The 23896-nt window shown below is 72.4% G+C and carries 17 protein-coding genes; 6 read left to right on the top strand and 11 right to left on the bottom strand.

Going from position 1 to position 23896, the window contains the following annotated elements; genetic code table 11:
• Positions 1-29: 29 nt before the first annotated feature.
• A complete protein-coding gene (locus tag ACIPSE_RS23915; protein WP_401665428.1) occupies positions 30-5237 on the top strand; it encodes a family 43 glycosylhydrolase in 5208 nt (1735 codons plus the stop codon).
• Here the strand turns inward: ACIPSE_RS23915 and ACIPSE_RS23910 are convergent.
• Positions 5209-6885, bottom strand: a complete 1677-nt coding sequence (locus ACIPSE_RS23910; protein WP_401665426.1) for a serine/threonine-protein kinase — start codon at positions 6883-6885, stop codon at positions 5209-5211. The two genes, ACIPSE_RS23915 and ACIPSE_RS23910, sit on opposite strands and share 29 nt — an antisense overlap.
• 132 nt (positions 6886-7017) lie before the next feature.
• On the opposite strand from ACIPSE_RS23910, the gene ACIPSE_RS23905 reads away from it, so the two are divergent.
• A complete protein-coding gene (locus ACIPSE_RS23905; protein WP_401665423.1) occupies positions 7018-7206 on the top strand; it encodes a hypothetical protein in 189 nt (62 codons plus the stop codon).
• A gap of 78 nt (positions 7207-7284) precedes the next feature.
• Here the strand turns inward: ACIPSE_RS23905 and ACIPSE_RS23900 are convergent, their stop codons facing one another.
• On the bottom strand, positions 7285-7848 hold the full coding sequence (locus ACIPSE_RS23900; protein ID WP_401665421.1) for a heme-binding protein: 564 nt from the start codon (positions 7846-7848) through the stop codon (positions 7285-7287).
• Between the two features lie 232 nt (positions 7849-8080).
• Here ACIPSE_RS23900 and ACIPSE_RS23895 point away from each other — a divergent pair, with 232 nt between their 5' ends.
• Both ACIPSE_RS23895 and ACIPSE_RS23890 read left to right on the top strand, forming a co-directional pair.
• A complete protein-coding gene (locus ACIPSE_RS23895; RefSeq protein ID WP_401665419.1) occupies positions 8081-9283 on the top strand; it encodes a sensor histidine kinase in 1203 nt (400 codons plus the stop codon).
• 60 nt (positions 9284-9343) lie between these two features.
• Positions 9344-9979, top strand: coding sequence for a response regulator (locus tag ACIPSE_RS23890; RefSeq protein ID WP_401665416.1), 636 nt, complete (start codon positions 9344-9346; stop codon positions 9977-9979).
• 39 nt (positions 9980-10018) lie between these two features.
• On the opposite strand, the gene helR is transcribed toward ACIPSE_RS23890, so the two are convergent.
• Both helR and ACIPSE_RS23880 read right to left on the bottom strand, forming a co-directional pair.
• Positions 10019-12196, bottom strand: a complete 2178-nt coding sequence (gene helR, locus ACIPSE_RS23885) for an RNA polymerase recycling motor ATPase HelR (RefSeq protein WP_401665414.1) — start codon at positions 12194-12196, stop codon at positions 10019-10021.
• Positions 12197-12522: 326 nt separating this feature from the next.
• Positions 12523-13770 (bottom strand): glycosyltransferase, encoded by a 1248-nt coding sequence (locus ACIPSE_RS23880; protein WP_401665411.1) that lies wholly within the window; start codon positions 13768-13770, stop codon positions 12523-12525.
• A gap of 305 nt (positions 13771-14075) precedes the next feature.
• On the opposite strand from ACIPSE_RS23880, the gene ACIPSE_RS23875 reads away from it, so the two are divergent.
• Complete coding sequence (locus tag ACIPSE_RS23875; protein WP_401665409.1) at positions 14076-15500, top strand: hypothetical protein; 1425 nt, start codon at positions 14076-14078, stop codon at positions 15498-15500.
• A complete protein-coding gene (locus tag ACIPSE_RS23870; RefSeq protein ID WP_401665406.1) occupies positions 15497-16609 on the top strand; it encodes an ARPP-2 domain-containing protein in 1113 nt (370 codons plus the stop codon). Before ACIPSE_RS23875 ends, ACIPSE_RS23870 begins: the two co-directional genes overlap by 4 nt.
• Here ACIPSE_RS23870 and ACIPSE_RS23865 read toward each other — a convergent pair.
• The 7 genes from ACIPSE_RS23865 to ACIPSE_RS23835 form a co-directional block, all read right to left on the bottom strand.
• A complete protein-coding gene (locus ACIPSE_RS23865) occupies positions 16606-17064 on the bottom strand; it encodes a GNAT family N-acetyltransferase (protein ID WP_401665403.1) in 459 nt (152 codons plus the stop codon). The genes ACIPSE_RS23870 and ACIPSE_RS23865 overlap by 4 nt on opposite strands.
• Before the next feature lie 25 nt (positions 17065-17089).
• Complete coding sequence (locus ACIPSE_RS23860; protein WP_401665400.1) at positions 17090-17743, bottom strand: YceI family protein; 654 nt, start codon at positions 17741-17743, stop codon at positions 17090-17092.
• Positions 17744-17979: 236 nt separating this feature from the next.
• Positions 17980-19539 (bottom strand): sensor histidine kinase, encoded by a 1560-nt coding sequence (locus ACIPSE_RS23855; RefSeq protein ID WP_401666074.1) that lies wholly within the window; start codon positions 19537-19539, stop codon positions 17980-17982.
• A 17-nt stretch (positions 19540-19556) separates the two neighbouring features.
• Positions 19557-20282 (bottom strand): response regulator transcription factor, encoded by a 726-nt coding sequence (locus ACIPSE_RS23850; RefSeq protein ID WP_401665396.1) that lies wholly within the window; start codon positions 20280-20282, stop codon positions 19557-19559.
• Between the two features lie 106 nt (positions 20283-20388).
• A complete protein-coding gene (locus ACIPSE_RS23845) occupies positions 20389-22107 on the bottom strand; it encodes a CotH kinase family protein (RefSeq protein WP_401665394.1) in 1719 nt (572 codons plus the stop codon).
• Complete coding sequence (locus tag ACIPSE_RS23840; RefSeq protein WP_401665392.1) at positions 22107-22784, bottom strand: DUF4956 domain-containing protein; 678 nt, start codon at positions 22782-22784, stop codon at positions 22107-22109. Before ACIPSE_RS23840 ends, ACIPSE_RS23845 begins: the two co-directional genes overlap by 1 nt.
• Positions 22781-23560 carry a polyphosphate polymerase domain-containing protein gene (locus ACIPSE_RS23835; RefSeq protein ID WP_401666072.1) on the bottom strand — a complete coding sequence of 260 codons (780 nt, stop codon included), beginning with the start codon at positions 23558-23560 and terminating at the stop codon, positions 22781-22783. Before ACIPSE_RS23835 ends, ACIPSE_RS23840 begins: the two co-directional genes overlap by 4 nt.
• Between the last annotated feature and the right edge of the window lie 336 nt (positions 23561-23896).

The raw sequence follows: 23896 nt of genomic DNA, 5'->3' as shown, positions 1-23896 counted from the left end.
ACGTCACACGGTTGAAACGGCGGTCTGCCATGGCGCACGTACGTCCCCTTCGCTGCCGCACGAGACGGAGGGCCGGCCGACTGGCCGGAGCACTGGCCGCCTCGCTCCTCCTCGGCCTCGCCGCTCCGACAACTCCCGCACAGGCGGCGGAAGTCGACGTCACCGACGGACTCGCCCTCTGGTACCCGCTCGACGGCGCGACGGGCACCACGGTCACCGACGCCTCCGGTCACGGCCGGGACGGCACGGTGAACGGCACCGCCGACTGGTCGACGACCGGCCAGGGGCTCGGCTTCAACGGTTCCGACACCTACGTCAAGGTGCCGAACGACGTGATGAAGGGCATGGACTCGATCTCCGTCTCGATGGACGTGCTGGTCGACTCCACCCAGAGCACGCCGTACTTCATCTACGGATTCGGCAACTCCAGCGGCAGCAACGGCAACGGGTACCTCTTCGCCACCGGCAACGCCCTGCGGACGTCCCTCGCGACCGGCAACTGGTCCACCGAGCAGACCACGAGGCCCGGCGACGCGCACAACCTCTCCCGCGCCGTGTGGAAGCAGCTCACCTACACCCAGACCGGGACCACCGGCGTGCTGTACGAGGACGGGGTGGAGGTGGGCCGCAACAGCGCCGTCACCATCACGCCGGGCGCGATCGGGTCGGGCACCACGACCGCCAACTACCTCGGGAAATCGGTGTACTCCGGCGACAAGCTCCTCAAGGGCCGGATGCGCGACTTCCGTGTCTACGACCGCGCGCTGGCCGCCGCCGAGGTCGAGCAGCTGTCCCTGCCCGTGGCCACGCAGGGCGTCGCCGACGACAAGGCCGCCCTCGACCTCGGTGACACCACCGCCGTCACCGCCGACCTGACCCTGCCCAAGTCCGGTACGGCGGGCGGTTCTTCCCTCAGCTGGGCCAGTGACAACACCTCCGTGGTGTCCGACAGCGGCGAGGTCACCCGCCCCGCCGCAGGACAGCCCGAAGCGCACGTCACCCTCACCGCGACCCTCAAGAAGGGCACGGTGAGCGACACCAAGTCCTTCGACGTGACGGTCCTGCCCGCCTTCGACGACCGGACGGCCACCGCGTACGCGGCCGAGGCCCTCGTCGTCCACAACCTCGACGACGCCCGCGGCAACCTGACGCTCCCGGCCACCGGTGCGTACGGCACCGCCGTCACCTGGTCCTCCGCGGACCCGGACGTCGTCAGCGCGGACGGTGCCGTCCACCGGCCCGGGCACGGCACCGGTGCCACCACCGTCGCCCTCACCGCCACCGTCACCAAGGGCGAGGCGAGCACGGCGCGCACGTTCACCGCCCACGTCCCCGAACTCCCGCGCCAGGAAGCGCTCAAGGGGTATCTGTTCAGCTACTTCACCGGCGAGGGCACCTCGGACGGCGAGCAGCTGTACGCGGCGCTCAGCAAGGGCGACGACCCTTTGAAGTGGCGGGAGTTGAACGACGGCGAGCCCGTTCTGACGTCCACGCTCGGTGAGAAGGGCCTGCGCGACCCGTTCATCATCCGCTCCCCCGAGGGCGACAAGTTCTACCAGATCGCCACCGACCTCAGGATCTACGGCAACGGCGACTGGGACGCCGCCCAGCGCTCCGGCAGCAAGTCCGTCATGGTGTGGGAGTCCACCGACCTCGTCCACTGGACCGACCAGCGGCTGGTGAAGGTCTCCCCGGACAGCGCGGGCAACACCTGGGCGCCCGAGGCGTTCTACGACGCGGAGCGCGGCGAGTACGTCGTCTTCTGGGCGTCGAAGCTCTACGCCGACGACGCCCACTCCGGGGACACGTACAACCGCATGATGTACGCGACGACCCGGGACTTCTACACGTTCAGCGAGCCCCGGGTGTGGATCGACCGCGGCTACTCGGTCATCGACTCGACGATGATCCGGCACGACGGCACCTACTACCGGCTGTCGAAGGACGAGCGCAACAACACCTCCTCGACGCCCAACAGCAAGTTCATCTTCCAGGAGAAGAGCGACTCGATCCTCGACCCGTCGTGGACGGCGGTCGCCGAGGGCATCGGCAAGGGTGCGATGAGCGCGGCCGAAGGACCGCTGGTGTTCAAGTCGAACAGCGAGGACAAGTGGTACGCGTTCCTCGACGAGTTCGGCGGACGCGGCTACATCCCGTTCGAGACGACCGACCTCGACTCCGGTGTCTGGACCCCGTCCACCGGGTACGACCTGCCGTCCGCACCGCGCCACGGCACCGTCCTGCCGGTCACCCAGGCCGAGTACGACCGGCTCCTGCGCGCCTATCAGCCGGACCAGCTGGTCGAGGGCGTCGAGGACGTGTCGGTGGGGACGAGGACCGGTCAGGCACCGGTGCTGCCCGCGACCGTGATCGCCACGTACGCCGACGGCGTCGCGCGTCCCGTCGCCGTCACCTGGGACGACGTACCGGCGTCGCGGTACGCCGAGCCCGGCGTCTTCACCGTGACCGGGAGCCTGCCGGACGGGGCCGCGATCCCCGTCCGGGCGGAGGTCACCGTCTCCGAGGAGGGTCCGGACGTCCCGGCGGACCTGCTGCTGCACTACGCGTTCGACGAGACCGGCGGCAGCATCGCCCGTGACTCCAGCGGCCACGGCAACCACGGGACCTACGTCCGCACGCCCGCGTTCGGCACCGGTGTCGAGGGCGGCTCGTTCAAGATGTCCGGCGACTCGTCCACGTCCCCGTACGTCAAGATCCCCAACGGCGTGCTGAAGGACGCCGACAGCGTCACCGTGTCGACGTACGCCAAGTGGAAGGGCGGCAGCAGCTTCCAGTGGCTGTTCGGGCTCGGCCCGGACAGTGACACGTACCTGTTCGCCACGCCCTCCAACGGCGGCTCCAGCCTGTACTCGGCGATCACCAAGGCGAGTTGGTCGGCGGAGTCGAAGCTGACGGCGGGCTCGCAGCTGACGCCCGGCGAGTGGCGGCACGTCACCGTCACCCTCGACGGCTCGACCGGCGTCATGGTCCTCTACCTCGACGGCGTCGAGGCGGCGCGGACGACGACGGGCATCAAGCCGTCCGAACTGTACGACGCGGCCAAGGACTACAGCGGCTACATCGGCCGGTCCCTGTACTCGGCCGACCCCTACTTCGGCGGCGAGGTCGACGACTTCCGCGTCTACGGCCGGGCCCTGTCGGCCACCGAGGTGATGGAGCTCAGCGGCAACACGGCGGGCATCGCCAGGGCGACCGTGTCCGGACTGAAGGTCGACGCCGTCGTGGACAACGCGGACGGCGAGATCACGCTGCCGATGAAGGAGGGCACCGATCTCACCTCGCTGGCACCGGAGTTCACCCTCGCCCATGGCGCGGCGATCAGCCCGGCCTCGGGCAGTGTCCAGGACTTCAGCGAGCCGGTGACGTACGAGGTGACCGGCTCCGACGGGAAGAAGCGCACCTGGACGGTGTCGGCGGTCGTCATGAAGAGCCCGGTCCTGCCGGGGCTCAACGCCGACCCGAACATCGTCCGCTTCGGCGACACCTTCTACCTGTACCCGACCACCGACGGCTTCGAGGGCTGGAGCGGCACCCAGTTCACGGCGTACTCCTCGACCGACCTGGTGCACTGGACGGACCACGGGGTGATCCTCGACCTCGGTCCCGACGTCTCCTGGGCGGACAGCAGGGCGTGGGCACCGACCATCGCCGAGAAGGACGGCAGGTACTACTTCTACTTCTGCGCCGACGCGAACATCGGTGTGGCCGTCTCCGACTCGCCGACCGGCCCGTTCAAGGACGCGCTGGGCCAACCCCTGCTCAAGGCAGGTCAGTTGAGCGGCCAGATGATCGACCCGGCGGTGTTCACGGACGACGACGGGCAGTCGTACCTGTACTGGGGCAACGGGCACGCGTACGTGGCGCCGCTGAACGCCGACATGACGTCGATCGACACCTCGAAGACCGAGGACATCACGCCGAGCGGCTACAACGAGGGCACGTTCGTCATCGAGCGGGCCGGCACCTACTACTTCATGTGGTCGGAGAACGACACCCGCGACGAGAACTACCGCGTCGCCTACGCCACCGGCCCCTCCCCCACCGGGCCCTGGACCAAGCGCGGCGTGATCCTGGAGAAGGACCTGTCGCTCGGGATCAAGGGGCCCGGCCACCACTCGGTGGTGCGGGTGCCGGGCACCGACGACTGGTACATCGCCTACCACCGGTTCGCGATCCCCGGCGGTGACGGGACCCATCGCGAAACCACCCTCGACAAGCTGGAGTTCGACGCGGACGGGCTGATCGAGAAGGTCGTGCCGACCCTCACGAGCGTGGACCCGGTGACCGTCGTGCGCGCCGGTCCGGACGCCGCGGGCCGGGAGGGCGACGCGATCGCGCTCCACGGCACGGTGTCGGGCGCCGGCCCCGCGCGGTGGACGGCGGAAGCGGGCGCGCCCTGCGCCTTCGCCGACGCCGGGTCCGCGGCGACGACCGTCACCTGCACGGACGACGGCACGTACACGCTCACCCTGACCGGAGGCCGCAGCACCGGCACGGCGACCGTCGACGTCACCAACGCGGCACCGGCGATCACCTCCGTGTCCTCGCCCCGCACGGCCGTGTCCGTCGGCAGGCCGGTCACCGTCACCGCCGGCTTCACCGACCCGGGCACGAGCGACACGCAGACCTGCCGGGTCGACTGGAAGGACGGCACCGCGCCGGCCTCCGGGACCGTCGCCGGGTCGGTCTGCCGGGCGGAGCACACGTACCGCAAGGCCGGCATCCGGCGCCCGGTGGTCACCGTCACCGACGACGACGGCGGCACGGACGGCACGACGCTCGACGAGCTGATCGTGTACGACCGCGCCGCGGGTCCGGCCCTCGGGGCGGGGGTCTTCGACTCCCCGGCCGGCGCCTGCCCGGCCCGCCCCGGGCTGACCGGCCCGGCCGTCTTCTCCTTCGCCGCCTCCTACGCGCCGCTGACCCGGCTCCCCCTGGCCAAGGTCGCCTTCGACTTCGGGGCGGCCCGGCTGAAGTTCCGCTCGACCGGCGCCGACTGGCTCGTGGTGAGCGGCGACCGGGCCGTCCTCCAGGGCACCGGCACCCTCGACGGCACCAGCGGCTACACCTTCCGCGTCACCGCCACCGACTCACCGGACTCCTTCCGCATCACGATCCGGAAGAAGTCGGGCGGCACCGTCGTCTACGACAACACCACCAGCCCGCACCTCAAGGGCGCCGTCTCCGTCAGGTCTGCGCCTGCCGCCAGACGGTGACGTCCGCCATCAGGAAGCTCCATCCGCTGTCCGGCAGCGAGTCCGACTTCACCGTGACCACCAGGAGGGCCACGGCCCCGGACTCGTGCCGGACACAGATCTCGGTCCCGGCCGCCACCGCCGCCAGCGGAATGCTGTGGCTCGTGGCGGCCTCGGCCATCAGGCTGCACTCGTCGTAGGTGACGCCCGGCTCGCCGTACATCACCACCATGGCGGTCCTGTCGCTCTTCAGCGAGCAGCCCTCGCCGGTGCAGCCGAACCGGATGTCGCCCTTGCGGTCGTCGCGGACGTCGGGAGTGACGAGGTCCAGGGAGTTCTGCTGGTCCAGCCGCTGGGCGGCGAGCGGGAAGGCCTTGAGGGACGAGGACGGGGACGCGGCAGGGCGGGACGCCGCTGCCGCTCCGTCGTCCCCGGTCACCGCGTCCCGCGCGTCGCCCGTCCCGTCGCCGGTCTCCGTCGCCGGGGCCGACGTCCGTCCGCCGGGTGTCACCGACGCGGTGGTCTCCCGCTCCTGGCGCCGGTCCTTGGCGTCCATGAACCGCCACACCGCGCCCGACAGCAGCAGCGCCCCCGTGGCGACGGCGGCGACGGTCAGCAGGACGGTGCGGCGGCGCCGGGCGGACCGCGCGGCCGGCAAGGTGAGCGGCGGCGGGCCGAACCCGGCCGGCGGCGGGGTGTGGACCTGCACCTGGGTCGGCATGGTGTGCACCGGTACCGGGGGCGGCACGGTGTGCACCGGTACCGGGGTGGCCACCGGTTCCGGTACGACGGGTTCGGGACCGGTGATCTCCCGCCAGACGGTCGCGCCCGCGCCGGTGTCCGCGCCGAGCTGCTCACGGCACCACGCGAGGACCTCGGCCGGGGTGGCCCGCTCGGCCGGTTCGGCGGCCATGCAACGGGCGAAGAGGGGCCGGAGCCGCTCGGGCAGCAACGACAGGTCGGGTCTTTCGTGCACGATCCGGTACAACAGGTTGACGGCGGGGCCGTCGCCGTAGAGCGGCTCGCCCAGCGCCGCGAACGCCGCCGTCTGGCCGAGCGCGAAGACGTCCGAGGCCGCCGTGACCTCACCGCCGGACGCCTGTTCCGGCGCCATGAAGGCGGGCGTGCCGATGGTGCCGCCCGTGGCCGTGTGGGAGGTGGCGTCGGCGGCGAGGGAGATCCCGAAGTCGATGACGCGGGGGCCGTCGGCGGCGAGCAGCACGTTGGACGGCTTCAGGTCGCGGTGCACGATCCCCGCGTCGTGGATGGCCTGGAGCGCCTCCGCCACCCCTGCCGTCAGCCACAGCACGGCCTGCGCGGGCAGCGGCCCGCGCCGCGCGACGGCGTCCGACAGCGACGGTCCCGGCACGTACAGCGTGGCCAGCCAGGGCGGGGCGCCGTCCGCGTCGGCGTCGATCAGCTCGGCGGTGTAGGCGCCCCGTACCCGCCGGGCCGCCTTGATCTCCCGGCCGAACCGGCGCCGGAACGCGGGGTCGTCGGCGAGTTCGGGACGCACCACCTTGATGGCGACCGGCCTGCCGCCCTGGGTGTGCGACAGATAGACCCGGCCCATACCGCCCGCGCCCAGCCGCGCGGCCAGCCGGTATCCGGCCACCTGGGGCGGATCGTCCGCCTGCAACGGCTGAAACACCTCGGTCGCGTTGTTCAACGGTTCTCGATCCCCCCTGATGGTCCGATGAATCGACCAACGGACGAAGCCTAGAGGGTCTGTTGAGGTTCCCGCCGCCCTCCCCCTGAGAAGATCGACGCCGCCGTCCCGTCGACCCCAGGGGTGAACCACATGATCGATCTGCTGCTCGGGCTCCTCGTGCTCGTCGCCATCGGCGGGTGCGTGTGCGTCTTCCGGGCGGAACGCGGCGGCCCGCGCTGGGTGCGGATCGTCGCCCGTCTCACCCTTGCCGCGAGCGACGCGGCCCGGGCCTCCGCCAAGCGGTCGAGGTCGAGCAGGAGCAGCAGCGGCGACGACTAGGCCGCGGGCGGACGACGTCCGCTCCGGACGCCACCGTGTGACATCCGGAGCGGACGCGTGCCCGGTGCCGCGGGCGGGTCAGCGGGTCAGGGCGTCGGCGCCGGCCTGGGCGTACTTCTCGTCCTGGGCGCCGGAGGGGGCACCCGCGACACCGATGCCCGCGACGGGGGCGTTCTGCGCGGTGACGGGGACGCCGCCCGCGAGGAACAGGGTGCCGGGGATGTCCTTGAGCTGGGGGGCCTGCTCCAGGCGCTCGGCCAGCTTGGACGTGGGCGCGTTCCAGGAGACGGCGGTGTACGCCTTGCGCTCGGCGGACTCGTAGGACTGCGGGCCCGCGCCGTCGCCGCGCAGGGTGACGACGGTGTTGCCGTTGCGGTCGACGACGGCGACCGTGACCCGCTGGTTCTCCTTCTCGGCGGCGTCGAGGGCGGCCTGCGCGGCCTTGGCGGCGGCGTCGATCGTCAGGTGGGTGGAGGTCGTGGTGGTCCTCGCCGGGGCGGCGGCGCCCACGGCCTCGGCCTTGACCGGCGCGGAGGCGTTCGCCGAGACCGTGCCGAAGCCGGCCAGCGCGACGGCGGCCAGGACGGCGCCGCCGGTGGCGACGCGGGCACGGCGGGAGAACTTCTTGTGCGCAGCCTTCATGACGTGTTCGACTCCTTCGCTGGGCGGCCGGCCCGGTTGCCGTCCGCTTGCTTCGCTCTCCACCCTCCGCCCGCGGCCGGGCCCCGACGGTCGGCGTACCGGCTCGTCCGCGGCGCTCTGACGGACGACACGAGGGTCATCCGATCGGTTGACCCACCCCTCTGCCCCGCCGGGTCACAATGGAGGTGTTTGCCCAGTTCAGCGCCTACGGGCGGGAAGGAGGCGGCCCCGGATGGGGAACCGGACCGACGAGCCGGACGCCGTGGACACGCGGTGGCTCGGCCTCGTGCTGCACGCGGCGTTCTTCCTGCTGCTGGGCGGGGCGCTCGCGCGTTTCCTCCAGCGGCATCCCGGGGAGCCGCGCACCCCGTGGGTCATCGGGCTGTGCGTCGCGCTCGTCGCGCTGCATCTGCTGGGCACCCGGGCCGTGCGGCACGGGGTGTGGCTGGGGCCGGTCGTCGTGGTGTGGATGGTGCTGGTGGTGCTCGCGCCGAGTTTCGCGTGGTGCGCGGTGCCGCTGTTCTACACCGGTCTGCGGACGCTGCCGGTGCGCGCGGCGCTCGCCCTGGTGGGGGTGCTGACGGTGTTCGTGGTGGCGGCGCAGCTGCGACTGGCGGGGCACTTCGACCCCAATCTGCTGCTGGCCCCGCCCGCGGTCGCCGCCCTCGCCACCGCCGTGTTCCTCCAGATGGAACGGCAGACCGACCGCCAGCGGGCCCTGATCGACGACCTGTTGCGCACCCGTCGTGAGCTGGCCGCCTCCGAGCGCCGCGCGGGCACCCTCGCCGAGCGCGAGCGGCTGTCGATGGAGATCCACGACACGCTCGCGCAGGGCCTGTCCAGCCAGCGGATGCTGCTCCAGGCCGCGGACCGGGTCTGGGAGGGCGAGCCCGGCAAGGCCCGCGCCCATGTGCGCACGGCCGCCTCGGTCGCCGAGCACAACCTCGCCGAGGCCCGCCGATTCGTGCACGACCTGGCCCCCGCCGACCTGGCCCGGGGCGAGGGCCTGGACGAGGCGCTGCGCGCGCTGGCCGCGCGGGAGTCCGGCGATCGGCTGACGGTACGGGTGCACGTCGACGACGACGGGCGCCTGCCGCGGCTGCCCGACCGGGTCCGTTCCGTGCTGCTGCGGATCGCGCAGGGCGCCCTGGCCAATGTGCGCGAGCACGCGGAGGCGGGCACGGCCACGCTCACGCTGACCGTCCTGGACGACGAGGTCGTGCTCGACGTGTCCGACGACGGCCACGGCTTCACCCCTGACGCCCCCACCGGCCCCACCGGCCCCGGTGACCGTCCGGCGGACGCCGCCCGGGGCCACGGTCTGCCCGCCATGCGCGCCCGGCTGCGCGCCCTCGGCGGCACCCTGACCGTCGAGTCCACGCCCGGTGAGGGCACCGTCCTGTCCGCCGCCGTCCCCCTGGAGACACCCCGATGACCGCCGCCGCCCCGCCGGGGGCTTCCCGATGACCGCCACCTGGACGCCGGAGGCTTCCCGATGACCGCCGCCCCCGTCCGCATCCTGGTCTGCGACGACCACGCCGTCGTACGGGCCGGACTGCTCGCCCTGCTCGACAGCGCCCCGGACATCGAGGTCGTCGGGGAGGCGGGCACCGGTGAGGAGGCGCTCGCGCTGGCCGCGAAGCTCGGTCCGGACGTGGTGCTGATGGACCTCCAGCTCGGCGAGGGCATCGACGGCGTGGAGACCACCCGCCGGCTCACCGCCGCCGAGGGTGCCGCGCCGCACGTCCTGGTCCTCACCACCTACGACACCGACGCCGACATCACGCGTGCGATCGAGGCCGGCGCCACCGGCTACCTCCTCAAGGCGGAACGCCCCGACGAGCTGTTCGCCGCGATCCACGCCGCCGCCGAGGGCCGTACGGCGTTGTCCGCGCCGGTCGCCGGGCGGGTCATGGCCCAGATGCGCCGCCCCCGGCCGACGCTCACGGACCGGGAACGGGACATCCTGGCCCAGCTCGCGCGGGGCATCGGCAACCGGGACATCGCCCGCGCCCTGTTCATCAGCGAGGCCACGGTCAAGACCCATCTGCGGCGGATCTACGACAAGCTCGGCGTCGACACGCGCGCGGGGGCGGTCGCCGTCGCCAAGGAGCGACGGCTGCTGCCCTGAGCGGCCGTGTCCCGGGGCGGCTGCTTCCCCAGGCGGCGGTCAGTCGCTGGTGAGGACGACGAGCTGCCGGGTCGCCCTGGTCATCGCCACGTAGTGGTCGACCGCGCCCTGGACGCCCTCGCCGTACAGGTGCGGGTCGACGAGGACGACGAGGTCGAACTCCAGCCCTTTCGTCAGCTCCGGCGCGAGAGACCGGACCCTGGGGTCCGCCGGCCGGTACGCCGGGGCGCCGATGACGCAGGCGATGCCCTCGGCGCGCTCGGCGAGCCAGGACGCGACGACGGAGTCCAGCTCGGCGGTGGAGCCGTGGACGACGGGCCGGCCGCCGCTGCGGATGGAGGTGGGCACGTTCGCGTCGGGCAGGACGGCACGGATGACCGGTTCGGCCTCCGCCATGATCTCCTCCGGGGTGCGGTAGTTGACGCTCAGGGACGCCAGCTCGATCCGGTCCAGACCGACCCGTTCCAGACGTTCCCGCCAGGACTCGGTGAACCCGTGGCGGGCCTGGGCGCGGTCGCCGACGATGGTGAAGCTCCGCGAGGGGCAGCGCAGCAGCAGCATCCGCCACTCCGCGTCGGTCAGCTCCTGCGCCTCGTCCACGACGATGTGCGCGAAGGGGCCCGCGAGCAGGTCCGGGTCGGCGGCCGTCAGTTCGGCGTTGTCCACCAGGCTGACCTGCGCGTCCTGGCCGCGCAGCATCATCACGAGGCCCTCGCCGTCGTCCATGTCGGCGCCGGAGTTGGAGACGGCCTCGACGAGGTTGTCGACGACCTGGGTCATCCGCTCGCGCTGGGCGGCCAGGACGGCCTCGTGGCGGCGCTTGCGGCGGGCGGTCTCCGGGTCGCCGAGCCGCTGCCGTGCCGCGTCGAGGAACGGCAGGTCGGAGACGGTCCAGGCCTGGCTGTCGGCGCGCTGGAGCCGGGCGGCGTCGGCGCGGTCGAGGGCGGGCGCGCACAGGCGCAGATAGGCGGGGACCGTCCACAGGTCCCCGACGAGGTCGGTGGCCTCCAGAAGCGGCCAGGCCCGGTTGAGGGCGGTGAGCAGTTCCCGGTGGCGCAGCAGCGCCCGGCGCAGGAGCTGCGGGGACACGTCCTCGCCGTCGTGCCGGTCGCCGATGATCGTGAGCAGTTCCTCCAGGATCTGGTCACGGGCCTCGTTGTGCGGGGTGCCGGGGTCGGCGGCCTCGAACGCCACGGCCCAGTCGTCGGCGCTCAGCCGGACCTCGGACCAGGGCGTGACGACGGTCATGGGCTCGGTGGGCGGTTCCTCGTAGAACCGGACGCCCTTGTCGATGACGCGGACGACGTCCATGGCGGCCTTGAGGTCGGCCGCCGTCCGGTCGGTCTCGGTCGTCGCGGTCGCCCCCTCGGTGACGAGGTCGCGCAGGGTGCAGGTCTGGACGCCGTCCTCGCCGAGTCCGGGCAGGACGTCGGCGACGTAGTTCAGGTAGGGGCGGTGCGGGCCGACGAACAGGACCCGGCCGCGGGTGTGGCCCAGGCGCGGGTCGGCGTACAGGAGGTAGGCGGAGCGGTGCAGGGCGACGACGGTCTTGCCGGTGCCGGGGCCGCCGTCGACGACGAGGGTGCCCTTGGACCCGGCGCGGATGACGGCGTCCTGGTCGGCCTGGATGGTGCCGAGGACGTCCCGCATGCGGGGCGAGCGGTCGCCGTCGAGGCTGGCGATGAACGCGGACTGGTCGTCGAGCGCGGCGTGGTGCCCGGCGAAGGCGTCGGCGGTGAACACCTCGTCCCAGTAGTCGCTGATCCGGCCGTCGGTCCACCGGTACCTGCGGCGGCTGGCCAGGCCCATCGGGTTGCCGTGGGTGGCGCCGAAGAAGGGTTCGGCGGCGGGCGAGCGCCAGTCCACGAGGAGCCGGCGGCCCTCGCTGTCGGTGAGGCCGAGGCGTCCGACGTACAGGGGTGCGCCGTCGTCGGCGCCGGCCATGTGGCCCAGGCACAGGTCCAGGCCGAAGCGGCGCAGGGTGCGCAGCCGGGCGGTGAGCCGGTGGATCTCCGCGTCCCGGTCCATGGCCTGGCGGCCCATGCCGCCGGGTGCCCTGCGTTCGGCGTCCAGCCGGGCGGACACCTCGGCGATCGTCTCCTCCAGGCAGCGCGCGACGGCCGCGAAGTGCCGCTCGTCGTCGGCGATCAGCGCCGGGTCGGCCTTGGCGGCGAGCTGCTCGGGCAGAGCGAAGGCGCTGGTGGTCGCGGGGTTCAATACGGTGACTCCAAAGACGGGGGCGACACGGATGCGGTGCGGTACGGACGAGGCCGACGGCGACTCAAGTGTGAACGACCGGGGCGGGTGATGTGCGTGCGGGCGGTGGCGGGCGGGGTGCGGGCGCGTGGCGGCGGGTCGTGCTCGGGCGGGTGGGGCGCGGATCGGGTGCGGGCGGCCGGGTGGTCCACCGGACACAGGCTCGCGAGCAGCCGGTCGGATTGCAGACCGGTGGGGCGGGGCGAGTGCGGGTGGCCGAGGCGGGGCTCGGGTGCCGGCCGGCGCGGGCCAGGTGAATTCGGGCGGGTGGGCTGGGGTGCGGGCCGTCAGGCCGTGGGGGCCGTTGGCCGTGCGGCGATCTCGTCGGTCAGCAGGTGTGCGGCGGTGGCCGCCCCGTCGGTGCGGACGGTGTCGGCGACGGCCGCGGCCCGGGTGCGGACCCGGGGCTCCAGGACCGCTTCGAGCAGCGCCGTGAGGACCGTCCCTCCGGGAGCCGGGCTCACGGTCACCGCGCCGATGCCCAGGTCGCTGACCCGTCGGCCCCAGTACGGCTGGTCCGCGAGCTGCGGCACCACCAGCTGGGGCGCTGCGGCGAGGGCCGCCGTGGTGGTCGTGCCCGCGCCCCCGTGGTGGACGACGGCGGCCACCCGGCGGAAGAGAGCCTGGTGGTTGGCCTCGCCGACGGCGAGCAGGTCGTCCTTTCCACCGCTCACGTCGAGATCGGCCCAGCCCCGGGAGACCAGGACCCGACGGCCCAGTTCACGGGCCGCCGCGACGGTCTCCTGGGCGGTGTCCCGGGAGCCGGGCGTCGCCATGCTGCCGAAGCCCACGTACACGGGCGGCTCCCCGGCGTCCAGGAACGCCTCCACCTCGTCCGGCAGCGGCCGGTCGTCGGTGCGGAACCAGGCCCCGGTCCGGACGACGTCCAGGTCGGCGGGCTCCTGCCACGGCGCGAGCGTGGGGTCGGCCGCCAGCCAGGGCCGGTCGGTGAGGACGTGGGCGCGGAAGTCGTCCACGGCGGGCAGTCCGTGCCCGGCCCGCAGGGTGTTGAGGCCGGGGCCGAAGACCTCGTGCGTGAAGCGCGCGTCGAGGTCGTGCAGGACCCGGTTGTCGGTCTCGCCCTCGGGGAACGTCTGCCCCGGCCGCAGATGCGGCACGTGGTACGGGGACGGCAGGTAGCTGGGGAAGAAGGCCACGAACCGGTAGGGCACGCCGAGCGTGTCGGCCGCGGTGCGCGCTCCGGCGGCGGCCGGGAGCATGCCGGTCCCCACGATCGCGTCGCAGCCGCCCCGGGCGGCGGCGGTGACCGCGTCGAACTGGGCGGCCGTCATCGCGGCGGCGCGCCGGGGCAGGCCCTGCTCCGGTGACACGGCCGCCGCCTGGGCGACCATCGCCCGCGCCGACAGGTCCACCGGTACGAACGCCACCCCGGCGGCGTCGAGCCGCTCGGCGAACTCCGCGTCCGAGGGGGCGCACACCGTGGCCTCCGCTCCCAGCGCGCGCAGTTCCACCGCGAGTGCCGCGAGCGGTTCCACATCGCCCCGTGACCCGTACGTGGACAGCACCACCCGCATCGCATGACCCCCTGTGTCTGCCCGGCTCCGCGCCTTGGCCCGGTGATTCTGCGCCACCCGGGGGGCCTTGCCGCAAGTCCCCCCGTGCGCTATAAGTTGAGAGTGGCGAGCACCGGGTGCTCGCCTTTTTTCATGGGGTCCCGCGTGGAGCGCCCCGTGGGTTTTTCCGTGGAGCCGATGATCGTCGCCGTGCTAGCGTCCGGACGCCGGCCGCGGGACTTCGGTGCGACTTCCGGAACGTGCCTTTGAAGCGATGATTCGCAGCTCGTGCCTCCATTCCCCGGCCGGCTTCCGAGGGGGGCGGGATGGAGTCGTACGGGGATCTGATCGCGGCCGATGACGTGCTGCTCTTCGTGAACGCCGCAATCACGGCGACCGGGCAGCGCGAGTTCCGTTCGGACGCCGACACCCAGCGGCTGTCACTGGACTTCCTGCACGCGTACATGCTGGGCAACTACCGCGCTCTGTACGCGGGTGTGCTGGCCCTGGACATCAACGACCACAACGCGACGCTGATCGTGCGCCGACTGCTCGAGACCGCGCACGAGGCGAGCGCCGAACAGCGGGTCGCCGAGGGCCGGTTGATCGCGGGACGGCTGGCGCTGCTGCCGCCGCAGCGGGTGTACGGGCTGTTCGGTGCGCTGCGCCGGTCCGGGGTGAACAACCGTCGCACCCGCGCCCTGCTGCGCGACTGGCTGGCCTCGCGGCCCGATCTGGCCTTCGACGCGGTGAAGTACCGCGCCGGGCTCAAGCGGGCGCTGCGGCACGCGCATCTGGTGCCCGGCGGCGGGGAGATCGGACCGTTCCTGTTCGCGCCGTTCAGCCGTCCCCGCTACGAGACGCCGATCCTGGAGGCCTGGCGGCGGGCGCACTTCGAGCAGGGCGCCGTGTACGAGCTGCCGTACACCGTGGCCGAGGGGTTCGCCGCCCGGCACGGCATCCCGCGCGCCGTCTTCCTGGAGCGCATCGCGCCCCGGCTGACGCGGCTGGAGGCGCTGCGGCTCCAGGAGGCGGGGCGGCGGGCGAAGGCCGGGGCGGTGGCGGCGGATCTGTCGCGGATGCCGCTGACCCGGCTGGCCGGGTACGTCCTGTCGCTGCCGGTGGCCGAACGCGTCGCGCGGCGGGCGGAGTTGACGGGTGCGCTGCGGGCGGCGGCGGGCCGGGTGGCGGGCGCGCACCGGGGGACGTGGGGGCGGGTGACCGCCGTGCTCGACGACAGTTTCTCGTCCTACGGCTCGGGGGTGAAGCGGCGTCGGCCGCTGGCGGTGGCACTGGCCTGCCACCATCTGCTGGAGGCCCTGGCGGGCGGCTACCGCGGGCTGTGGACGTCGGGGTGCCAGGACGCGCTGCTCGCGCATCCGGTGGGCCCGACGCCGCTGGGCGCGCGGATCCTGGACGCGCTGGAGACGGCGCCGGACCGGCTGGTGATCGTCTCCGACGGCTGGGACAACGCGCCGCCCGGGCTCGCCGGGGAGGTGCTGCGGGTGTGGCGCACCCGGCTCGACCCCGGGCACCGGACCGGCGTGGTCCATCTCAACCCGGTGTACGACGCGGAGGACTTCGACGTGCGGCGGCTGTCGGCGAGTGTGCCCACGGCGGGGGTGCGGGACGCGGAGGACGTTCCCGCACTGGTGGAGATCGCCCAGTTCGCCGCGGGGCGGACGGGGTTGGCGGAGCTGACCGCGTATCTGGACGCCCGTGCGCGGCGGTTGACCGGGGGTGGACGATGACGCGGGACGAGCGGACGCCGCTGGACGGGCTGGAGACGCGTCCGTCGCAGGTGTGGGGTGCGGTGCGGCTGGTGCCGCTGGTGCGGGCGGAGGCGGTCGAGGATCTGCGGCTGCATCCGCGGCTCCACGACGGGCCCGGGGTGGTGGATCTGGGCGGGCGGGTGCGGTACTGCTCCTACGTCCCGCACAGCTTCGTCGCGGAGTGGACCGACGACGGCTCGCCCGCCGCCGCGTTCGGCACCCAGCTCACGGCGCCGGACGAGACGGTGGCGGCGGCGCGGCTGCACTTCCACCGGCGGATGGTCCGCCGGGAGGACAGACGGCGGCTGCGGTTCCTGCCGTTGCACCTGGCGCTGGAGGGGTATCTGTCGCTGCACTTCGGCGGCCCGTCGATCGCGTGGGAGGAGTGGTCCCGCCAGGCGGTGCGGCAGGGCTTGTCACCGCGCGTGGAGGCGGCGTACACGGGGGCCGACGTACCCGGTCTCGCCGAGGCGCTGAGCGTGTTCGAGATCCATCCGGGACAGTGCGGTGTGCTCGTGCACCTGGCCGACGCGCTCGCCGCCGCGTTCGTGGTGCCGCACCCGGAGGACTACCGGACGCTGCACCCCACGCTGCTGAAGGACCTGTACGGCGATCTCGTGCACCACTACGCGACGTTGATGCCGGCCGTGCCGGACTTCCGGGCCCGGATCGACGCATCGCGGGTGCGGACCCTCGGTGATCTGCGGGTCGCCGCCGTGGAGCAGACGGCGCGGTGGGCGGAGTTCCACGACACGACGATGGCGGCGGGTCTGACGGGACAGGACAGCAGGTGGCAGGAGGTGCGGCGGATGGGCCGGTTCACCCTCGCGCGGTTCCTCCCCCGGTTCGTCCCCAAGGAGGAGAACCACATCGGCGAGGCGATCACGGACGAGCGGGGCAGGACCGTGTACCTGAAGACGTTCCGGCTGTCCGAGGCCCAGGTCAGGCGCGGCCATCTGCTGGACCGGCTCGCCGCGCACGACTGGCGTCTGGCGGACACGGCGGCCGGACTCGGCCTGGAGGTCGGCCAGTTGAGGCAGCGGCTGGACGCGGCCGGGTTCGGCCACCTGCTGCGCAACACCCCCTAGGGCAGGTCCTGCGTCGTCCGAGGGTCGCGTCGCATGATGACGTCGACTCCGTCCTCGCCCTCCGGGACGAAGCCGTGGCGCTCGTAGAGTCTGCGGGCGGGGCTGCCCCGGAGGACGTCGAGCCGGGTCGTGGCGCCCTCGCGGTCGCAGCGGTCCAGCAGGACGTCCAGGATCGCGGTGCCGACGCCCCGGCCCTGGACGTCCGGGGACAGCATGAAGTGCTCCAGCCAGTACGCCCCGGCGTCCGGCCGCAGGGCGACGCAGCCGGACAGGGTGCCGTCGATGTGGATCGTCCAGGTGTGGGCGGGCTCGAACGCGTCCCGCAGGCGCCGGCGGACGCGGTGCTCGTCGTAGCGGCCGAGCCGTTCGAGGTCCGCTCGCATGACCACGGCCCGCAGTTCCACGAGGGGTTCGATGTCGGCGGCCGTGGCCGGCCGCAGTTCCCAGTCCGCCATGACCATGATCATAGCGAGGGGGGGCTCAGCCGGCCGGAGGCGTCCGGATGGCGGCGATGTCCAGCTGGAGGCGCACCTTCTCGCTCACCATCGCGCCGCCCTCGGCGAGCCGGGAGCTGTAGTTGAGGCCCCACTCCGACCGGTTGATCGTCGTCGTGCCGTCGAATCCCACACGCTGGTAGCCGAACGGGTCGGTGACCTGTCCGATGTAGGTGAGTTCCAGGACCACGGAACGTGTGACGGCCTTGATGGTGAGATCGCCGGTCATGCGATAGACGTCGTCGCCGTGGAACTCCACACCGGTGCTGGTGAATCGCATCCGCGGGTAGTTCGCCGAGTCCAGGAACTCACGGCCGACGAGATGCGCGTCGCGCTGTTCCACTCCGGTGTCGACGCTGCCCGTGGAGACGACGATTTCGGCCTGCGAACGGGAGGGGTCGCGGCCGTCGAAGTAGAGCCTGCTGCGGAATTCGGAGAACGAGCCGCGCACCGTGGTCACCATCGCGTGCCGCACGGAGAACCCGATCCTGCTGTGCGTCGGGTCGATGGCCCATTCCCCGGTCAGGGCGGCCAGAGCGGGATCGGGCAGGGCCGCCGGGCCGACCTCCGGAGGTCCGGCCGGCCGGGGCGGGGCCGCGGGCTCCGGGCGGCGGGTAGCGCCGCGGGTGAACAGATTCATGATTCACCTGATTACTCCACGGGAGTTGCAGTGGCAAGTCGTCATCCGGTCTCCCGATATTCAGCCGATCGCGTCCACGTGGCGGCCATGCGCCGCGAACAGAAACTCCACAACTCGTGCCGACCGAACGGAAATAGCGTAAGGAAATCGAATTCCGCGCAGTTTTCCGGCGATCTGGCGGGTAGCGGGCGGACCCGGGGCCTCTCCCGGAGTCGGCGGCCGGCCCGGTCACCGGGTCAGGGCGCGGGCGGGCCGTCGTCGTCGCCTTCGGTCACCAGCGGGAGCACCAGCCGGAACGTGCAGCCCTCGCCGGGGCGGGTGTCGAGTTCCAGGCGGCCGTCGTGGGCGACGGCGATCGCGGAGACGATGGCGAGGCCCAGGCCCGACCCCGGCTCGGGGGCCGTGTCATGACCGCGTACGGGCTCGGCACGGTAGAAGCGGTCGAACACCCGGCGCGCGTCCGGCGCGGTGAGCCCGGGACCGTTGTCGGCGACCTCCACCACACAGGCCCTGGCCCCCGTGCGCAGCGGCGTGCCGACGCCGGTCCGGCCGGGACGGTCGGTGCCCGCGCTTCCCGCGTGGACGGTCAGGGTGCCGACCCGGACCTGGACGCGGGTCCCGGCGGGCGTGTGGACGCAGGCGTTCACGAGGAGGTTGGTGAGGATCTGGGCGAGCTGGTGGGGGTCACCGTACGTCTCGACGGTGTCGAGTTCCGGGCCGTCCGGGTCGTCGTCCTGGTCGGTGAGCGCGCCGAGGCCGATGCGCTGGTCGGTATGGCGCAGCGCGACGGCGGTGATGCTGTCGGCCGCCAGGGAGAGCAGTTCAACGGGCTCGCGCCGGACGACGGGGGCGTCGCTCAGCTTGGCGAGCTGGAACAGGTCGTCGACGAGCCTGCTCATCCGCTCCGCGTTGCGGACGATGAGCTGATGCGCCTCCTGCCGCCTTTCCTCGCCCATCTCCGGTTCGGTGAGCAGGAGTTCGGCGAAACCCTGGAGCGAGGTGAGCGGGGTGCGCAGTTCGTGCCCGGCGTCCGCGAGGAAGCGGCGCAGGCGCTGTTCGGACGCCTCGGAGCGGCGCAGTGCCGTGCGCAGCCGCTCCAGCATGGTGTCCAGCGCCCGTCCCAGATGGGCCACTTCGGTGACCGTGGGGCCCTCCGTGACGGTCAGCTCCAGTTCCCCGTCGGCGATCCGGCGCGCGGTGTGCTCGACCCGCCCGAGGGGGCGCAGACCGAGCCGGACGGCGACGCCGGCGGAGACGACGACCCCCACGGCGACGGCCAGCCCGACCGCGAGGCTGAACCACAGCATCGTCGACATCGCGTCGTCCACGGCGTTCAGCGGCAGCGCCACCACGACACGGACCCCCTCGGAGTCCTCCTTGGCGATCACCCGCCAGTGGCCGCTCCCGCCGGTCGACAGGACCGTGGTGGGACGTCCGTCGACCAGCCGCAGCTCCGTCTCCGACCTGGGCAGGTCCGGTGCGCCCTCGGTGTCCTCGCCGCCGCCGAGGGATCCCGCCAGCAGGGTCCCGGAACGGTCGTAGAAGTAGACCCGGTAGTCCGAGGGGAGCGCCTTGGGCGCGCTCTCGCCCGGCGCGGCCCCCTGTCCGCTCGCCTCCGAGGAGAGCTGCGGCACGGCCTGGAACCGGGTGAGCCGGGCGTCGATCTCGGCCGTCAGCCGGCCGCGCAGCACCGTGAGTCCGGCCCCCTGGCAGAGCAGCACGGCCAGGGTGGCCAGCACCGTCGTGACGACGACGAGCCGGGCGCGCAGGGAACGCGGCTTGCCGAGCCGGGGCATCCGGCGGCCTCGCCACCTCACGGCGCCGACGCTCCCGGCTCCGGGTCGGCGGCGCGCAGACAGTAGCCGACGCCGCGCACGGTGTGGATCAACTGGGGCTGCACACGGTCGATCTTGCGGCGCAGGTTGCGGATGTAGGTGTCGACGATGCGGGCGTCACCGGCGAAGTCGTAGTGCCAGACCCGGGAGAGGATCTCCTTCTTGTCCAGGACCCGCTCCGGCTGGGCCAGCAGGCAGGCCAGCAGCCGGAACTCGGTGGGCGAGAGACGGACCGGCAGCCCCGCCCGGTGCACTTCGTGCGTCTGCTCGTCCAGGACCAGGTCCTCGTAGCGCAGCGGGGCGGCGCGGCGGCTCTCGGCGGGGTGCGGCATGTGGGTGCGGCGGAGCACGGCGCGGATGCGCAGCAGGACCTCCTGCACGTGGAACGGCTTGGTGACGTAGTCGTCGCCGCCCGCGCTCAGCCCGATGATGCGGTCCTCGACGTCGGTGCGGGCCGTCAGGAACAGCACGGGTGTGTAGATCCCGGCGGCCCGCAGATGGCGGGTCACCGCGAAGCCGTCGGTGTCCGGCAGCCCCACGTCGAGGACGATCAGGTCCGGCTGGGCGCGGCCCGCCTCGAACATGGCCGCCTGTCCGGTCCCGGCGGTGACGACCGCGTACCCGGCGGCCTGGAGGGCGGAGGTCAGGAGGGTGCGGATGCTCGGGTCGTCCTCGACGACGAGCACGGTGTGTCCGGCGGACATGGCTGCTTCCTTCACTGGGGACCGGCCCTGCGGCCGGGGCGGGGCGCACCGGCGCCCGGACCGCGCGCCTCCTTCGGGTGGAGGCCGCTCGTCCGGGCACCGGCGGTCAGCCGGTCACCTCTTCGTCCTCGGCCAGGGCCTCGGTGCGTTCGGTGACGGTCGTACGGAGGGTCTTCACGGCGGAGTCGAGCGCCTCGCCGTCGGCGCCCGCCGCGGCGGCCTGGTCCGCGATGCCGTCGAGGCTCTTCAGCGCCGCGCCGGAGCCGAAGAACGTCTCGTACAGCTCGCTGTACGCCTTCTTGTAGACGGAGTCGAAGGCGTCCGACTCCAGGAAGCGCGACTTCAGCGCGTGGCCCGACATTCCGCCGAACCCGCCGCCACCGCCGGCTTCCCCGTCACCCTGATCGCCTCCCGTGGCTCCGCCCGGCATGCCCTCAGGCATTCCGGACGGCATCCCTTCGGGCATTCCCGACGGCATACCGGACGGCATGGCCTGGCCGGCTCCGCCGGTGGTGGCGCCGTCCTGGGCTCCGCCGTCACCGAAGCCGCCTCCGGCGCCCCCTCCCCCGCCGCCCATGCTGAACGAGTCGTCGGGACCCGCCGTCGCGTCGCCGGAGAAGGTGAGGTTGTAGTCCCAGCCGAGCACCGAGAACTTCTTGGTGCCGAGGTCGTACCAGAGCAGGTAGTTCTTGCCCGGGCCCGCCATGTCGTCGAAGTTCATCAGCAGGTTCTGGGCGGCGGCGTAGTGCGCGAGGGACTCGACGTCGACGTACTGGCCGAGGTCCCTCTCGAACTCCTCGTCGGAGGCCTGGGAGACCCACTTGATGAGCTTCATGACCGGCTCCAGGTCCTGGCTGCCGACCTTGTTGAGCTGCTTGAACGAGTCCTTGTAGTCGCTCGGGTCGTCGCCCACGTAGTCGAAGCTGCCGCCGGCCCTGGCCTTGTAGAGGACGCCGTTGCCGTCCTCTACGGCCTCGGCGTACTCGGTGTCGGGGTTCTCGACCATGAGCCGGGTGGCCGCCGTGCCGTTGTTGACCTGGACCGAGGTGAAGGCGTACCGCTCGGCCTGCGCGCCGGTGGCGTCGGTGAGGTCCAGCGAGAGCGCCTCGTTCAGCGGCACCTGGCTGTCGCTGCCGGGGCGGAGCGAGATCTCCCGCTCGCCCTGGTAGGCGCGGCCCTCCACGTACTCGTCGACCTTGATGAGCCAGGGCAGTTCCTGCGGCTTGTCCTCGGAGAGGTTGTACTGGGTCATCCCTCCCATGCCACCACCGCCCGCACCGCCCGCACCGCCCCCGCCGGTACCGGCACCGCCCGCACCGCCTTCGGCGGCCTGGCCGTCGCCGTCGGCCCGGCCTCCGCCGGTCCCACCGCCGTCGGCGCCCTGCGGAGCGCCCTGCGCGGCACCCTCGGGCAGGGTCCGGCCGCCACCGGCCCCACCGCCCGTGCCGGTGCCGCGCAGGGACATCAGGGTGGAGTTGCCCTTGAGACGGATCCCGACGTTCTCCAGGTAGACCCCGTCGATCGTGAGGTCGGCCTGGATGTAGTCCTTGGTCCCGTCGTCCCGGAACTCCTTCATCATCTTGGTGAAGTCGGTCTGCTTGAAATCCAGTTGGACGGAGTGGGCGACCGAGGTGTCGTACAGGCCGACGGAGCCGCGCACGTTCTCCGTGATGACGTCGGCCTCCACGACCGAGTCGGAGGTGACGTACGGGGAGATGCGGGCGTCGCCGAAGAACCAGACCATCACCGCCAGCCCGGCGCACAGGGCGCCGGCCGGCTTCCAGTGGTGCCGCAGCCTGACCGGTATCCGGTCCCGCAGCCGCATCACAGGTCGGTGGAGTCGTAACCGGTCAGCACGGTCACCCGCTGACCCGACGTCCGCTCCTGGAGGGCGGAGACGAGGTCGGCGGGTTCGGTGCCCTTCTTCATGCGCACGGTGTAGAACACCTCGGTCAGCGCGCCGCCGCGGATCGTCTCGGTGCTCACCAGCTCGAACTCGGACGTGTAGCGGATGAGGACGTCACGGATGCCGGGCGTGTAGTCGTCGCCCGCGGGGACCTGGACCTTGACGACCTGGCGCTGCACGTTCAGGGCGAACCAGTTGAACTTGAACATCACGACGACGACCACGGAGATCACGATCGCCGCGACGGCCGCGAGGGTGTAGAACCGGGCACCGCAGGCCATGCCGATGGCCATCGCCAGGAAGACGAAGCCGACGTCCCTGGTCTCCTTGATGGCGTTGCGGAACCGGATCACCGACAACGCGCCGACGAGCGAGAACGCCCGGGCCAGGTTGGAGCCGACGACCAGCATGATCAGCGCCACGACCATGCCGACGATGACGAGCGTCTGCACGTAGGACTGGCTGTAGGAGACGTTGCGGTGCGTGTAGCGGTACACATAGCCGATCACGGTGCTCAGGACGAACGACAGCGCCATGGCCACGACGACGTCCGTGACACTGAACGTGCCGCTGAGTTCCTGGAGATCGAGGTTCACTCTGTTCCTGCTTTCGAGAGCATGTCGTCGGGGACGTGGAAGACCGATCGCGGCGCGAGACCGAACGCCTCGATCGACTGCACGTACTTGGAGACCCTGATCAGGCTGAGGTTGCGGCGCGCCGCCAGATCGGTGATCCAGGTGGGGGTGCGCTCGTTGACCTTGATCTCCATCACCGACAGGTGCGGGGGGATGGTGAAGCGGTTCTCGGCGTTCTCGGTGGCGAAGTGGAAGTCCCGGTCCCGGCCGCGGATGCGCCGGTCGAAGGTGACCCGGAGCCCGGTGTCGGCATCGCGTCCGACGAGGGCCTCACGCTGGTACCCGGTGATCGCCATGGGCCTCAGGTCGAGCCGTACGACGAGTTCGAGGACCTCCTGGACGAAGGCGCTCTCACGTGCCGAGTGCTCGATGAGCCGCCGGTCGTCGCAGAGTTCGCGGGCCACGCCGTAGGGAAGCGTGATCCGGCGTTTCTGGGTGACGCGGTTGACCCGCTGCTTGATCTCGACGCACACCGGGGACCCGTCGGTGACGCCGTCGAGGTCGCCGTAGTGCCGGATGCGCAGCTTGCGGCGGAACTTGAGGCCCTCGATCTTCTCCCAGTAGAACCGGAGCTGCGGGGTGTCGTAGTACAGGCTCCACACGCCGTAGCCGCCGACGGGGCTGTTGAGGTCCCGGTCCATCCGCTGGGCCAGCTCGTCGCGGATGTCGGCGGCCTGCTCGACCGGGACGAGGTACTTCAGCTCGAAGCGGTTGAAGGCGTGGAGCCTGCTCGCCACATGCAGCGCCTCGTCCCCGGCCGGTTCCGTACCGCTGCGGGGCTGCTGCCGCGTGGTCACCGGTGATGCCACCATGCGCCTCCTCTTCGTGGGCCTGGTAGGTCGACCCCGCACACGAAACCGTCGGCACCTGAGAAGGCCCTGAGAATTACGAGGTAATTCCAGGAGTATTTGAGATGGCGTCCCGGTGAACTACGCGCGTCAAGCGATCACCGGCCGTGGGGGGGGGGGGGGGGGGGGGGCCCGCCCCCCCCCCCGGGGGGGGGGGGGGGGCGCCCCCCCCCCGCGGGGGGCCCGCCCGGGGGGCGGGGGGGGGGGGGCGGCGGGCCCGCGGCC

This window comes from Streptomyces sp. NPDC090106 (genome assembly GCF_044747265.1).
Classification (GTDB): domain Bacteria; phylum Actinomycetota; class Actinomycetes; order Streptomycetales; family Streptomycetaceae; genus Streptomyces.
Note: the sequence above shows the minus strand (reverse complement) of the source record. Positions and strands in the feature narration are given on the sequence as shown.

Coding starts and splice junctions, on each gene's coding strand:
- ACIPSE_RS23915 (WP_401665428.1), top strand. CDS start 30: ATGGCGCACGTACGTCCCCTTCGCTGCCGCACGAGACGGAGGGCCGGC.
- ACIPSE_RS23905 (WP_401665423.1), top strand. CDS start 7,018: ATGATCGATCTGCTGCTCGGGCTCCTCGTGCTCGTCGCCATCGGCGGG.
- ACIPSE_RS23900 (WP_401665421.1), bottom strand. CDS start 7,848: ATGAAGGCTGCGCACAAGAAGTTCTCCCGCCGTGCCCGCGTCGCCACC.
- ACIPSE_RS23895 (WP_401665419.1), top strand. CDS start 8,081: ATGGGGAACCGGACCGACGAGCCGGACGCCGTGGACACGCGGTGGCTC.
- ACIPSE_RS23890 (WP_401665416.1), top strand. CDS start 9,344: ATGACCGCCGCCCCCGTCCGCATCCTGGTCTGCGACGACCACGCCGTC.
- ACIPSE_RS23880 (WP_401665411.1), bottom strand. CDS start 13,770: ATGCGGGTGGTGCTGTCCACGTACGGGTCACGGGGCGATGTGGAACCG.
- ACIPSE_RS23875 (WP_401665409.1), top strand. CDS start 14,076: ATGGAGTCGTACGGGGATCTGATCGCGGCCGATGACGTGCTGCTCTTC.
- ACIPSE_RS23870 (WP_401665406.1), top strand. CDS start 15,497: ATGACGCGGGACGAGCGGACGCCGCTGGACGGGCTGGAGACGCGTCCG.
- ACIPSE_RS23865 (WP_401665403.1), bottom strand. CDS start 17,064: ATGGCGGACTGGGAACTGCGGCCGGCCACGGCCGCCGACATCGAACCC.
- ACIPSE_RS23860 (WP_401665400.1), bottom strand. CDS start 17,743: ATGAATCTGTTCACCCGCGGCGCTACCCGCCGCCCGGAGCCCGCGGCC.
- ACIPSE_RS23855 (WP_401666074.1), bottom strand. CDS start 19,539: ATGCCCCGGCTCGGCAAGCCGCGTTCCCTGCGCGCCCGGCTCGTCGTC.
- ACIPSE_RS23850 (WP_401665396.1), bottom strand. CDS start 20,282: ATGTCCGCCGGACACACCGTGCTCGTCGTCGAGGACGACCCGAGCATC.
- ACIPSE_RS23845 (WP_401665394.1), bottom strand. CDS start 22,107: ATGCGGCTGCGGGACCGGATACCGGTCAGGCTGCGGCACCACTGGAAG.